The 13017-nt window shown below is 36.1% G+C and carries 13 protein-coding genes and 2 tRNA genes; 9 read left to right on the top strand and 6 right to left on the bottom strand.

Annotated features, from left to right (window positions below; translation table 11 throughout):
* Positions 1-53 precede the first annotated feature (53 nt).
* Positions 54-821: a TrmH family RNA methyltransferase gene (locus tag BUA76_RS06060; RefSeq protein WP_072883905.1), complete on the top strand. Its 768-nt coding sequence runs from the start codon at positions 54-56 to the stop codon at positions 819-821.
* Positions 822-915: 94 nt separating this feature from the next.
* Here the strand turns inward: BUA76_RS06060 and BUA76_RS06055 are convergent, their stop codons facing one another.
* Positions 916-1182, bottom strand: coding sequence for a hypothetical protein (locus tag BUA76_RS06055; protein WP_072883904.1), 267 nt, complete (start codon positions 1180-1182; stop codon positions 916-918).
* A gap of 185 nt (positions 1183-1367) precedes the next feature.
* Between BUA76_RS06055 and BUA76_RS06050 the strand changes: the two genes are divergently transcribed.
* Together BUA76_RS06050 and BUA76_RS06045 are read left to right on the top strand one after the other, a co-directional pair.
* A complete protein-coding gene (locus BUA76_RS06050) occupies positions 1368-2531 on the top strand; it encodes a hypothetical protein (protein WP_072883903.1) in 1164 nt (387 codons plus the stop codon).
* Entirely contained in the window at positions 2515-3099 is a 585-nt protein-coding gene (locus BUA76_RS06045) for a hypothetical protein (protein WP_072883902.1), read from the top strand. Before BUA76_RS06050 ends, BUA76_RS06045 begins: the two co-directional genes overlap by 17 nt.
* Here the strand turns inward: BUA76_RS06045 and BUA76_RS06040 are convergent.
* Together BUA76_RS06040 and trhO are read right to left on the bottom strand one after the other, a co-directional pair.
* A complete protein-coding gene (locus tag BUA76_RS06040; protein WP_072883901.1) occupies positions 3045-3623 on the bottom strand; it encodes a 5-formyltetrahydrofolate cyclo-ligase in 579 nt (192 codons plus the stop codon). The two genes, BUA76_RS06045 and BUA76_RS06040, sit on opposite strands and share 55 nt — an antisense overlap.
* Before the next feature lie 109 nt (positions 3624-3732).
* The gene (gene trhO, locus BUA76_RS06035; RefSeq protein ID WP_072883900.1) at positions 3733-5097 is read right to left on the bottom strand and encodes an oxygen-dependent tRNA uridine(34) hydroxylase TrhO; all 1365 of its coding nucleotides are present in this window, start codon (positions 5095-5097) and stop codon (positions 3733-3735) included.
* 339 nt (positions 5098-5436) lie between these two features.
* Here trhO and BUA76_RS06030 point away from each other — a divergent pair, with 339 nt between their 5' ends.
* Entirely contained in the window at positions 5437-6966 is a 1530-nt protein-coding gene (locus tag BUA76_RS06030; RefSeq protein ID WP_072883899.1) for a trypsin-like peptidase domain-containing protein, read from the top strand.
* A gap of 52 nt (positions 6967-7018) precedes the next feature.
* Here BUA76_RS06030 and BUA76_RS06025 read toward each other — a convergent pair whose 3' ends face one another.
* The 3 genes from BUA76_RS06025 to BUA76_RS06015 form a co-directional block, all read right to left on the bottom strand.
* The gene (locus tag BUA76_RS06025) at positions 7019-7471 is read right to left on the bottom strand and encodes a hypothetical protein (RefSeq protein ID WP_072883898.1); all 453 of its coding nucleotides are present in this window, start codon (positions 7469-7471) and stop codon (positions 7019-7021) included.
* On the bottom strand, positions 7471-7851 hold the full coding sequence (locus tag BUA76_RS06020; protein ID WP_072883897.1) for a RidA family protein: 381 nt from the start codon (positions 7849-7851) through the stop codon (positions 7471-7473). Before BUA76_RS06020 ends, BUA76_RS06025 begins: the two co-directional genes overlap by 1 nt.
* A gap of 68 nt (positions 7852-7919) precedes the next feature.
* Positions 7920-10508, bottom strand: coding sequence for a putative LPS assembly protein LptD (locus BUA76_RS06015; protein ID WP_143149868.1), 2589 nt, complete (start codon positions 10506-10508; stop codon positions 7920-7922).
* Positions 10509-10574: 66 nt separating this feature from the next.
* Here BUA76_RS06015 and BUA76_RS06010 point away from each other — a divergent pair, with 66 nt between their 5' ends.
* From BUA76_RS06010 to BUA76_RS05990, 5 genes are all read left to right on the top strand, one after another.
* Positions 10575-11861 (top strand): N-acetylmuramoyl-L-alanine amidase family protein, encoded by a 1287-nt coding sequence (locus BUA76_RS06010; protein WP_072883896.1) that lies wholly within the window; start codon positions 10575-10577, stop codon positions 11859-11861.
* A gap of 56 nt (positions 11862-11917) precedes the next feature.
* Positions 11918-11989: transfer RNA gene (locus tag BUA76_RS06005), tRNA-Glu, on the top strand.
* A gap of 286 nt (positions 11990-12275) precedes the next feature.
* The gene (locus BUA76_RS06000) at positions 12276-12596 is read left to right on the top strand and encodes a hypothetical protein (RefSeq protein WP_072884023.1); all 321 of its coding nucleotides are present in this window, start codon (positions 12276-12278) and stop codon (positions 12594-12596) included.
* 68 nt (positions 12597-12664) lie between these two features.
* Entirely contained in the window at positions 12665-12919 is a 255-nt protein-coding gene (gene rpsT, locus BUA76_RS05995) for a 30S ribosomal protein S20 (RefSeq protein ID WP_072883895.1), read from the top strand.
* A gap of 11 nt (positions 12920-12930) precedes the next feature.
* Positions 12931-13002 (top strand) — tRNA-Glu (locus BUA76_RS05990).
* Positions 13003-13017 lie beyond the last annotated feature (15 nt).

Here is a 13017-nt window from a genome sequence, read left to right as displayed (position 1 = left end):
GTTATGTACAATTATGAGAAGGATCTTAAAAAGATTTTACATAATTTTGCAGTATGTTAATAGAAAGCTTTCAGAACGACAAAGTAAAGTACATCACCAAACTCCTTACCGACAACAGATTTCGTAAAAAATCCGGCGTTTTTGCTGTTGAAGGACTGCAGGAAAATGAGCGGGCACAAACCTTCGGTTTTGAACCTGTTGAGTTTTTCATCTGTGAAAATATCTTTCAGAAAGTATTTCCAAAAGGTAAAATCCATCTGGTAAGCGAAAAAGTGTATGAGAAGATTGCATATCGTGGAAGTTCGGAAGGAATAATCGGTATTTACAAAACGAAAGAAACCGATCTATTTTCATTTAAGCCTAAAGCAGACTCTACCGTCATTGTAGTGGAAGGTGTTGAAAAGCCCGGAAATTTAGGTGCCATTTTAAGAAGTTGTGAAGCTTTCGGGATTGATGGGCTTATCGTCTCCGACGGGAAAACAGACTTTTACAATCCCAATGTTATACGATCTAGTGTAGGGTGTCTTTTCGGGATGAATGTTTTCCAGGCAGCCAATGAGGAGACTTTAGAGTTCCTGAATAAAAACGGTTATGAAATTTATACCACGATTATGGATGAAAGTTCAAAAGATCTATACACAAGAAATTTCAGGCAAAAAACAGCCGTAATCTTTGGAACGGAGCACTCCGGCTTGAGTGAATTCTGGATAGGAAAAGGAAAGAACACGCTTATTCCCATGGCCGGAAGTATAGACTCTTTAAATTTGAGCAATGCGGTAGCCATTACCTGCTATGAAGCACTGAGACAAAAAAGATCATAGATAGTATAGACAATATCGGCTGCTGACGATGTATAAAGATAAAAAAACCGCATCACTGAGTGAGCGGTTCTTTTATTTTAAAAGCGTGCTTTAATTATTTAGCAGCTTCTTCTTTCTTAGCTTCAGCTTTAACTTCTTCTTTAGCTACTTTTGCATCAGCTTTAACTGAATCTTTAGCAGCTTCAGCGTTAGCGTTTACTGAATCTTTAGTAGCTTCAGCTGTAGAATCGATAGCTGTAGTAGCTGAATCAGCAGTAGCGTTTACTGAATCTTTAGCAGCGTCAGTTGAATTAGTTTCAGTTTTTTTACAAGCAACTAAAGAGATAGCAGCGATAGCAGCTACGAATAATGACTTTTTCATAATAAATTAAATTTAATTTTGTTAATATTGTTTTATAAAATCTTTTTCTCTGTTCGGTTATTTGAACGAGACAAAGGTATAGCAGATAGAAAATTTGTTTAAGAAAAATAATTGTAATACCTTTGTAAAATAGTTTTACAAATAAATACAACTGATAATCAATAATTTAATTATTTAAAAATAAATTGACTGATTTAGATTTATTACACTTTGAGCAGCTGAAAAGGGATGTACAGGCTCAATATCTGAAAGAACATACCCCTTCCTATGATGATATTTCTAAATGGAAGGGTATTGATATCATCTATTTTCAGGAAGACCTTCGCAAAAAAGCGAAAGGAAACATCAGCGAAAAATCTTTTTATACCTATTTTAAAAACTCTCCTGTAAACAAATTACCCAGAATTGACATGCTCAATTTATTAAGTATTTATGCGGGTTATGAGTCTTGGTATGAATTTAAAAAGCAACATCTTTTTGCCGGAGAATTACTAAAGGATGAGGAAGAAATTACCGATGAAGATCTTATTGAAATAGAAAAAACAGTTTCAGAATCTCTTATTCACTCAACAAACGAAATTTCCGGTCAAAAACAGGATCAAAAAGCAACTGACAATATAGATTTACAAAAATCGAATACTGAAAATCAAACAATTAATCAAAATCAGGAGTTACAAACCGCCATTAATACCGATGCGCTAAAACCAAAGAAAAGTTTTATTAGAAAAAACGTTTGGGCACTTGTAACATCTCTTCTTGTCATTCTTACTGGCCTTTTAGGATTTAAAGATGTTATTTTTTCGAAAACATATAAATATTGTTTCACTGACGCAGACAGAGGAGTTGGTGTTGTAAACACGATAGAAATTAAAGTGATCAAGGAAAACGAATCCCCGATTCTTTATAAAATCAAACCGGGAGAATGTTTTTATTATTCAACAAAAGACAAAAACCTGAAAATGCAGATCAGTTCCCCATTCTATGAATATCTGGAAATCAACAGAAGTCTCGAAAATGCACCGGATGAAGAAATTATAGAATTAAAACCGGATGATTACAAGATGGCAGCCTATTATTTCTCCATTAAAGACGCCAACGGCGATCCGGAAGAACTTAAAAGAAAAAGAAACCAGCTGGAAAGTTTAATCAGCAGTAATGCTGTTATTTACCAGATTTATGACAATAACATTTATGGAATAGAAAGGCTAGACAAACAGAAATACATTACGCTGGTAACAACACCGACAACCTCCCTGAAAAATTTAAGTGTTATTGAAATGAAAAAAGACAATAACGGAAAAATCATCTCCATCAAATTTAAAATTGCAACAGATGAAAAGAATAAATAACTTTTTAATATTTACAGTTTTGCTTCTTGCATTTGTTTCCTGTAACAACAAAAAAAATGAACTAAGTGATCTGGATAAGCTTCGAAACAGCAACAATACCAAAACTTATCCTGCGGTACAGATGGACAGCGCACAGGCTATTAATTATATTACCAAACAAAAAGTTCAGGAACTTCTGGACCTTTCAACGCTGTATTTATCAGGAAATAAAAATACGGAAATTGACACCCTGATTTATTCTCAGATGCAGAGCTATTTCCATAAACCGGACAGCCTAACTTTCAAAAATCTCTTTCATGAGTTAGACAGCTTGAAAGTAAAAACCGTTAAAGTAAATAATCTGGAAGTATATAAAGACATCCACAATCAGGATACGCTGGATTTTGCCAAGTTTAGTGTAGAATATTTCGACAATAAGAATAAAACATTGGGAACGTTTGAGAAAAATGCACAATACATCCTTGTTTCCACGCCGAATACAAAAAAGGAGTTTAAATTTTTCTTTCTTAACTTTTATTCCAATCCATTGTTGAAGAAAGACAGCACCTCGGTAGGAGTAACCAGATAATCCAAAGGAACGTCCTCTTCCCGGACATCATCGATAATTTCATCGGGGTTAAAATAATTAACTCCGATTTTTTTTGATTTTGCAGAAATATTTTCAAAAAAACGGTCATAAAAACCTTTGCCATATCCTATTCTATTGCCACATCCGTCGCCGTAAAGCAATGGCGTAATAATATAATCGAAATCGGAAATTCCGGAGTCTTCGTTGGAAACAGGCTCTGAAATATTCCATTGATTATATTCGAATATTGTATCTTTAAAAATTTCCACAGAAATCAACTTGGTATCTACTACTTTCGGTACAAATACTTTGATATTACGGCTAAAAAAATAATCGATGAAAAACCGGGTATTAATTTCCCTGAATTTATGAATCGGAATGAAAATATGTACTTTTTGTTCCGGTAAAGGTTTAAAATATCCAATGAAATTTCTAAAAATTTCTTCAGACTGCTGAAATATTTCTTCATCAGACAAAGACATTCTTTTTTCAAGGTATTTTTTTCTAAGCTCAGACTTTTTCATGTTTAAATTTATAAAAAAGATAGCGCTCCTACGGAGCGCCATTTTTATTATTTTAAAATTATTGTTCTACACAGACACAACTCTTATGGAGCTTTAATGTTTTTAAACATTACTCCACAATTTTATACAATTTATCAGAAAGACGAACTCTGAAAGGCAGTTCGAAAGTAATTTGGTCACCTGTCTTTGCTATATCGCTAAAACTTCCGTTCACAAAAATCTGTGATATCGTTACTTCCTGCTCTCCTGTTGTAGGCCCGGAAATTAAAACCCTATCCCCTACAGCAAGCTCCCCATTCTCAATTAAGAACTGAGCGATTTTAGATTTTGAATAATAATGCTCTGCTTTTCCGATTAATGTTTTTTTGACTTTAATCTTCTGGCGGATATCTTTCGTTTCAATTTTTTCTGCCTTTGCCAATGGTTTGCCCGGCAAGTCCCCTGATTTTTTGAATTTCAAAGCTTCAGATTTTCCTTTTCTGAATACTTTATTTCCCACCTGCAGTCCTTTTCTCAATTTCACCTGCTCTTCCCACGGCAAATGAATGGTCTCAAGACATTCTGTTGAACAGCAGTTTTCCATAGCTTCTTTACACTCATCGCATTGAATAAACAGCAAATGACAGGCATCATTCGCACAGTTGGTATGGTTATCACATGGTTTTCCGCACTGGTGGCACTGCGCGATAATATCGTCGGTAATTCTTTCTCCTAACCTATGATCAAATACAAAGTTTTTACCGATAAATTTACTTTGAATCCCTTCTTCTTTGATTTGACGGGTGTATTCAATAATTCCCCCTTCCAGCTGGAACACATTTTTGAAACCCTGATGTTTGAAATAAGCACTTGCCTTTTCGCAACGGATTCCCCCGGTACAATACATCAAAAGGTTCTTATCTTCTTTGAAATCCTGCAGTTGCTCATTGATAATCGGCAGACTTTCCCTGAAGTTTTCAACATCGGGAGTAATGGCTCCTTCAAAATGACCTACTTCACTTTCATAGTGGTTTCTGAAGTCTACGACAATCGTATTGGGATCTTCAAGCAATTCATTAAATTCTTTTGCCTTTAAATGAACTCCTTTATTGGTAACATCAAAAGTTTCATCGTTCAAGCCATCGGCAACGATTTTATTTCTGACTTTGATCGTTAATTTTAAAAATGAATGATTATCCTGTTCTACTGCCACGTTAAGACGAATACCTCTCATGAAATTATAAGCTTCAAGCGTTTCACGAAATGCCTCAAAATTATCCGCAGGAACACTCATCTGAGCATTGATTCCTTCGTGGGCAACATAAATACGGCCTAATGCATCAAGGGCATTCCAAGCTATAAATAAATCGTCGCGAAACTTTTTGGGATCTTCAATTTTGGCATACGCATAGAAAGATAATGTAAGGCGCTCTTTTCCTGCCTCATCTATAAGTCGAGCTCTTTCTTCTGCGCTTAAGGTGTTGTACAGTTGCATGCTATAAACGTTTTAAGTGAGAAAATTTTTGCAAAGATAACGAATTTATATATCTAAAAAAAGATAGAGGTATGGTATTGTTTTGGTGGTATTAATTAGATCAAAAAAATTTAACTTTATGACAATAAAGACATCAATATGTCAGAATGTCATTAAGTTTTTTTTAAGTTTCGTTAATTAAGATTTCAAATTTATGGGAAACTATATAAAGTATTACAATTGCTGTTAAATTTTAGTTAAAATTGAAACATTACATACTAAGTGCATACCTATTTAGCATTAAATTTGTTCACAATAAAAAAGAAAAAATTCATAATAATTAAATAAGAAAGATATATAATGAAGAGTACTTTAAAAAAACTATTACCATTTGCCGTAGTAGGAGTGATCTCAGGAGCTACTACCGTTGGAACATTACAATATTTTAATCATGACTCCAACAGTGCAGACAAATCATACTTTACCAAATCTGCTTCCGATGTTACCTTTGCGGGGATGAATTCTTCCGCTGTTGGAGATGATTTTGTAAAAGCAGCAAAGACTACTGTTCCTGCCGTAGTAACCATTAAAAATTACCAGTCCAGAACTGCCAACCGTGCTTCTGAGCAGGATCTTTTTGATTTCTTCTTTGGAGACCCTTTTGGCGGAAGAGGCCAGCAGCGACAGCGACAGCAACAGGCTCCGGATAACATGCCTTCAGGAATGGGTTCAGGCGTTATCATTTCTCCAGACGGTTATATTATTTCCAATAACCACGTTGTAGCAGGGGCTAATAAGCTGGAGGTTGTTTTAAGCAACAAAAAATCGTATATCGCGACTTTAGTAGGCACAGACCCGAATACCGATATTTCCTTACTGAAAATTGAAGAAAAAGGACTGCCGTACCTGAATTTTGCAAATTCCGATAATATAGAAGTAGGACAATGGGTGCTTGCCGTAGGAAACCCACTTGGATTGAATTCTACCGTAACTGCCGGTATTGTTTCAGCGAAAGGAAGAGGAATTGGAATTTTAAGTTCACAGGGGAAAGCAGCTAATCCAATTGAAAGCTTTATCCAGACCGATGCCGCCATTAACCCAGGAAACTCAGGAGGTGCTTTGGTGAATACGAATGGAGACCTTATCGGTATCAACTCTGCGATCCAGTCTACAACAGGATATTACCAGGGATATGGTTTTGCGGTACCTTCCAATTTAGCAAGAAAAATTGTTGAGGATATCAAAAAATTTGGTATTGTACAGCGAGGTTTCCTTGGAGTACAGTCTTTGGATTTATCCAATGATCTGCAGGTAGCAGCTTATAACAAAGAGAAAAAAACCAATATTAAAGCCGGTTCCGGAGTATATGTAACCGGTTTCGGGGACAACAGCGGCGCTGAAGATGCAGGATTAAAAGTAGGCGACGTTATTACGAAAATCGATAATACTGCAGTAACAGACTTTGCAGACTTATCCATTGCAATCGGAAGCAAACGTCCTGGTGACAAAGTGGCTGTAACGTATGTAAGAAACGGTAAAGAAAACATGACCACCGTAACATTGAAAGACCAGAAAGGCGGAACTTCAACGCGAACTAAAGCAGACCTTAGTGTTACTGAAAAAATCGGAGCCGAATTCGATCCTCTGAGCGAAAGATTTAAAACAGATTACGGATTGAACAGCGGTGTGGTTGCCAAAAATGTAACGGAAGGAAGTGAAATTGCCAAAATAGGAATTGTAGACAATTACATTGTTATTGAGATTAATGGCAAGCCTGTGAATTCACAAAAAGATGTTGAAAAGATTCTTGATAAATATTCAGGGAATGTATCTGTGAAGTTTGTAGATGCTTATGGACAGATTTATACAAGAGGATTTAAAATGCCTTAATAAATATTTTCAATTTATACCATAAAAAACGCTGCCGTCGGCAGCGTTTTTTTTATGATTGATTTACTTTTTCGGAGATTTTTCTTTTATTTTTTCGCTCATAAATAATCTCTACAATTTTTCCTCCTATCCATGAAAACGGGAAAAAAGTTAAGAAAATGGAAATTTTATAGAACGTAGGATGGTACGGGAAAATAATAATATCCAGCATAGCCAGAAATAGCATAATAAAACCGATAAGGATTGCATAAGCTACCTTCGCATATTTTACAATGATAGCCGTAGCCACGCCTCCTACTGTTGTTCCCAGTCCGGAAATAAATAAAAGAAAGCCAAAGAATGCGTCATCATTCTGCATACTTTGAAGAAATCTTTCCCAATGCTCAAAAGGAGCAAAAGCTTCAAAAGTAATCCATTGCGGAAATACTCTTATTCCAAGAGTAATGATGAGTCCTGCAATTCCGAGGCCTACAATAACCGCAATTGTATTTCTTATAAAATTCATTAATCCTGATGAGCGATCATAGAAATTTCGATATCCACATTTTTAGGCAGGCATGACACCTGTACCGTTTCACGGGCAGGGAAGCTTTCCGCATCAAGGTAAGATGCATAAATATCATTCATTACCGCAAAATCATCCATACTTTTAAGGAAAATGGTAGCCTTCACCACATTTTTAAATGTCATTCCTGCTTCCGTAAGAATAGCTTCAAGATTTTTCATTACCTGATGTGTTTCCTTTTCAATCCCTTCCACCAATTTACCTGTTGCAGAATCTACAGGAATCTGACCCGAAATATACAAAACTCCGTTTGCCATATTGGCTTGTGAATAAGGCCCGATTGCTGCAGGAGCATTTACAGTGTTGATTATTTTTTTCATTAGAATTTATTTTGGGTGCAAATATAAAATTTATATTCTATTTCTATAATCAAATATCAAATCTAATGCTAGAATGGTGCATTCGGCTGTGTAAAACTTCTGTCTTTATATTTTAAGGCATCACTTAAGATATTGGCTTTAATGCCTATAAAGAAATCATACACCTTATATTGCCCGAAAGGCACCCAGTTGAAATTAATGGTAAAACTTCGCTGGTCCCTTGCAAAACCAATCCTTGTATATGCCAATTCTTTAGTTACCATATCGTAGTGTGTACTGGCATTGATATTCCAGAATGGGGTAAGCTTGATACTCCCGTCAAGACCTACCGAAGCAAGTCTTGTAGGCGTTCTTGAAGCATAGCTTTTCGTGTAGGCATAATTTGCATTTACATTCAGGGTCCAGGCCTGATCAAAATGAGCATAATTATCGTCATCAAAATAATAATTCTCATTTCTCACTTCACCCTTCGACTGATACTTTTTGGAATAATCTGTTTTTTCGCCGAAAATTTCGCTGCTTAAAGGATAAGACAGCTGCACATTAAACCCCTGTACGCTGAAGCCACCCAAATCTTCGGTTCTGATTCCGACATCCTGACCGGGAAGATAAATGATTTTATAAGGATCTAATGATAAACTGGTGTTGACACTTAATTTATTATCAAAGAATGAAGACTGCCCGTTGATTGTAATGATGGAAAAAGGATGGTCTTTTGCAGCAAAATTATAATTTCCGGAAAGATTTAAAGATTCGAAAATTTTTATCTTTTTTACTCCCGTAGAATCTTTTTTAGACTTCACTTTCATTTCAATATTGTTTCCGATATTGAATCCGAGCGCACCCACCATTCCACTGCTTGGAGTTCCCACAATACCGCCTTCAAAAATAGAATAAGGAGTTAACGCTCCGTTGGCGTCATAATAATTCCTGTAATAACCGAAACCGGAACCTCCGAAATCAGGAGAATAGGTAAACCCGATGCTTGGCGTCATCATATGCCTGATAGCCTCAATTGCAGAACCTTTTTTGAAATTGGCCTGTCCGTATAAAGTCGTCTGAATACTCGCCGTTGTTGAAAATGTAGAATATCCCGCCACTCCTTTATCCGTTGCTGTGATGGCTTTGTTTGCTATAGGATCGTAATATTTTCTAACGGTTTTAGTCGTTAAAGCATTATCGATATTAGCTCCTAAACTGAATGTGAAATATTTTGCGACGGTGGTATTGGTTCCTAAAGCAATATTATTTTTCAGTCCGGTCTGTAATTTATCCCACATTGCCGCTTTAAAAAGCTCTCCTTCATCTGTCTGAACAAAATTGGTAAGGTTAATCCCGGTATTTACGGTGATATTTTCCAGCAATCCTGTTCTTGTTCCGGTTTTGGAGCCGAAAAGATAAAACTGGTTAATTGCCACATTCATCTGCGGGAGACGAAGATCCGACAATCCGGTAGCAAAGTTCTGGGAATAAGATGCCGTTGCCGTAATGGTTGCCGGTAATCTTAAAAATCTCTTAGTAACCGTTACGGTTGAGTTTTGCTGGGTATTTAATACGTTTTGATTTAAAATATAATTGTTGTTCAGGGTATTGTTGTAGAATTTTGTACTTACAATATCCACCGATGCGGAAAAATTCAGGAACGGATTTGATTTCGTATCCTGAGTATGTCTCCACGCAATTCTGTAGGTACTTGTTTTTCCGTAATCATCCAATCCTTTAATACCTCTTACTGCAGTTCCGACATCCGCAGAGAAATTTCCGGAATACCTGTATTTTTTGACATAATTCATTTCCGGACGTAAGTTCCAGCTTCCTTTTGTGTAAATATCTGCCAGAATCTTAAGGTCAAAATGCTCTCCAATCGGCTGATAATATCCCAGTCCGTTCAGGAAAAAGCCGACATCCTGTCTCTCCCCGAAACTCGGAATCAGGATCCCTGCAGATCTTTTATCTGAAAACGGCAAAATTGCAAATGGCATGATTAACGGAGTAGGAACCTGTTCGATATACATCTGAATAGGTCCGGAGATAATAGAAGACTTATTCTTAGTTTTTACCAGTTTGATATTGGATGCCCGCAAAAAATAGTCTGCCGCAGTATCTTTCTTTTTAATAAAATAATCATCGGTTGTATAATCCGCCCGTCTCATGGCGAAGACCGAATCATTGTATTTTTTCGTTTTTTCAGCAACAATTACGCCCTCACTTTCTTCGGTTCTTGCATTAAATGCAATTGCCTTTTTTGTTTTTGTATTGTACTGAAATTCGTCGGTTTCATATTTCTTTCCGGCCTGCGTAATAACAGCGGGCTCAATATATCTTCCTAAAGAATCCTGCTTCCCGCGCGCGTACATGAGACTTTTGGTTTCATCGATGGAAATATAATCTGCATCGATCTGAACATCCTGATATTTCACCTGTGCATTTTTGTTCAGATAAATCATTTTTTTCTGAAAATCCCTGCGGTTATAATCTGCTTTAGTCTGAAGAACACTTTCAAGCGGCTCTTTCTTCAGAACAACAGTATCTTGTTTGGGAATAGTATCATTAACCGTATTTTTAGTCAATTTTCCAGGAGCTTCCTGTGCTAAAAAATTGTTAAAAATTAGGATAATTAAAATTTGTAATATATTTTTGGAGACGGTTTTGACCAATTTATTTGTTATATTTATTGATATACAATTAAGGCTCAAAATTAATATAATTTTTAAAACTGTAGGATGCACAAAGTAAATTTTAAAATAATTTTATCATTTCTCCTTCTTCTTTCGATCAACTTTATTTTTTCGCAAAAGAAATTCACCATTGTTCTGGATGCAGGACACGGGGGAAATGATCACGGAGCCAACAGAACCTATGATGATATAGGCAGGATTGCTGAAAAAGACATCACACTAGCCATTACCTTAAAAGTTGGGGCAATGCTCGAAAAAAATAAAGATTTCAAAGTTATTTATACCCGAAAAATAGACGAATACCCTTCCTTATCAGACAGAACCAACCTGGCCAACAGAAGCAAAGCGGATCTTTTTATTTCCATACATTGCAATTCTTCCAAAAAACCTACCGCCTACGGAACGGAGACTTTTGTACAGGGGCCGGATCAGAATGACACTAATCTTGAAGTTGCCAAAAGGGAAAACGATGTGATTTTTTTGGATGAAAAAGATAAACAGACCTTCGGTTCCTACGATCCGAGTTCTCCGGAATCCCTTATCGCATTAAAACTTCAGCAAAGCAAATACCTGGAATCCAGCCTACTTCTAGGCGGTCTTGTGGAAGACAATTTTGTGAATAAAGACAAAAGAACTTCCCGCGGTGTTTTCCAGAAAAACCTCCATGTCCTTCGTATGAACGCGATGCCTTCCGTTCTTATTGAGACGGGTTTTATCAACCATCCTGAAGAAAGCCATTACCTGGCTTCAGATAAAGGACAGACCGAAATTGCAGAAAGTATTTACAGAGCGGTTATAGATTACAAAAAAGCGGTCGACCGTAAATCGGGATATGCTGCGTCAACGAAAAAGCCGGAACCGGAAAAGCCTGTGGAAGTTGCCCTGAAAAATGACTTCAGAATTTTACTTCTGAGCTCTCCAACAAAATACAATGACGGAGATCCTGCATTAAAAGGATTAAACTACATTCTTCCTATTAAAGAAAACGGACTGTATAAATATTATTACGGTGTTACAAATCTGGCTTCCGTGCGGGATATCAACATTAAAACTGCTAAAGATGCAGGATTCCGGAATGCATATGCGGTAGGTTTTATGCCGAATCAGAAACTGAATACAGGGTATTATACTATAGAAGTGTATACAGGTGATAAACTGAACGGAAATTCATTTATCCTGCAGAACCTCAAGGATGTAGAACGAAATAAAGAAAACGGTGTGTTCTACTACACGTATGGAAAAGTACAGACACTGGAAGATGCGGTGAAACTTCAGAAAGATCTTGAAGCTAAAGGCATTAAGAATACGGTCATTCAAAAAGTAGCTAAATAAAGCAATATAATTTTGAAGTTAAAAAGTTAATAACTACTTTTGCAACCTCAAAATTTGGCCTATTCGTCTAGTGGTCAGGACTCAAGATTTTCATTCTTGCAACAGGGGTTCGATTCCCCTATAGGCTACGAAATACAGCAATTAATCTCTGATCTGGAAAGGTTGGAGATTTTTGTTTTAATAATGAATTGAGAATACCTGTCTATTTAGAAGTTTGTTTTGCCAAACAATTGATTTTGTGTTGCTACTGGTTTTTTAGAATATTATGTTAAAAAAAATCACACACATTGTGAACAGTTTATCATAAAAAATACTCAAAAGCGACCAGAAGTATTTTCTTGAAAAGAAAAAAATAGTATCTTTGCCCCGCTTTAAAGTAGAGTTATTATTCTACTAAAGCCACAAATGTATATCATGCCGGATTTAAAAATACAGGAAGCTAAAATGCTTTTTAAAAAAATCCACTCTAACCCAAAAAGTTACGATTTAAGAATCAATGAAGACGGGATTACAGGCAGTGATGATGAAATAAGTTTCAGACTTTACAGGACAGGAGAAAGAGTCGATTTTGCAGTAACGATTGACGGACTTACCTTCACCAACACCACTGGAGAATGGAACAATGCGATGGCCATGCTTACCGCAACCATCAAAAAATTAGAAAGAGAAGAAGAGAATATTAAAATAGAACAGGCAATTGATAAACTCCGAAAATATTTATCAGAAGAAAATTAAAAATTTTTGAAAATAAAATTTGGTAGATAAAAAAAAAGTTTTTACTTTTGCACTCACATTTGAACGATATGGCAAATCATAAATCAGCATTAAAAAGAATTAGACAAAACGAAGTAAGAAGACTTCGTAACAGATACTACCACAAGACTGCTAGAACAGCAATGAAGGTGTTAAGAAATGAAGAAAACAAAGCTGCTGCTACAGAGCAATTGCCAAAAGTTATCGCTTTGTTGGATAAATTAGCTAAGAAAAATATTATCCACAAAAACAAAGCTGCTAACTTAAAAAGCAAATTAACTAAGCACGTTAATAAACTAGCTTAATAAGTATAGTTGGCCCGTTCGTCTATCGGTTAGGACCTCAGATTTTCATTCTGGTAAGAGGGGTTCGATTCCCCTACGGGCTACAAAACTTAATTACT

The organism is Chryseobacterium takakiae (assembly GCF_900129385.1).
Classification (GTDB): domain Bacteria; phylum Bacteroidota; class Bacteroidia; order Flavobacteriales; family Weeksellaceae; genus Chryseobacterium; species Chryseobacterium takakiae.
The sequence above is the reverse complement of the archived record's forward strand: the minus strand, read 5'-3'. Positions and strand labels throughout refer to the sequence as shown.

Coding starts and splice junctions, on each gene's coding strand:
- BUA76_RS06055 (WP_072883904.1), bottom strand. CDS start 1,182: ATGAAAAAGTCATTATTCGTAGCTGCTATCGCTGCTATCTCTTTAGTT.
- BUA76_RS06030 (WP_072883899.1), top strand. CDS start 5,437: ATGAAGAGTACTTTAAAAAAACTATTACCATTTGCCGTAGTAGGAGTG.
- BUA76_RS06010 (WP_072883896.1), top strand. CDS start 10,575: ATGCACAAAGTAAATTTTAAAATAATTTTATCATTTCTCCTTCTTCTT.
- rpsT (WP_072883895.1), top strand. CDS start 12,665: ATGGCAAATCATAAATCAGCATTAAAAAGAATTAGACAAAACGAAGTA.
- BUA76_RS06060 (WP_072883905.1), top strand. CDS start 54: ATGTTAATAGAAAGCTTTCAGAACGACAAAGTAAAGTACATCACCAAA.
- BUA76_RS06040 (WP_072883901.1), bottom strand. CDS start 3,623: ATGAAAAAGTCTGAGCTTAGAAAAAAATACCTTGAAAAAAGAATGTCT.
- BUA76_RS06020 (WP_072883897.1), bottom strand. CDS start 7,851: ATGAAAAAAATAATCAACACTGTAAATGCTCCTGCAGCAATCGGGCCT.
- trhO (WP_072883900.1), bottom strand. CDS start 5,097: ATGCAACTGTACAACACCTTAAGCGCAGAAGAAAGAGCTCGACTTATA.
- BUA76_RS06045 (WP_072883902.1), top strand. CDS start 2,515: ATGAAAAGAATAAATAACTTTTTAATATTTACAGTTTTGCTTCTTGCA.
- BUA76_RS06025 (WP_072883898.1), bottom strand. CDS start 7,471: ATGAATTTTATAAGAAATACAATTGCGGTTATTGTAGGCCTCGGAATT.
- BUA76_RS06000 (WP_072884023.1), top strand. CDS start 12,276: ATGCCGGATTTAAAAATACAGGAAGCTAAAATGCTTTTTAAAAAAATC.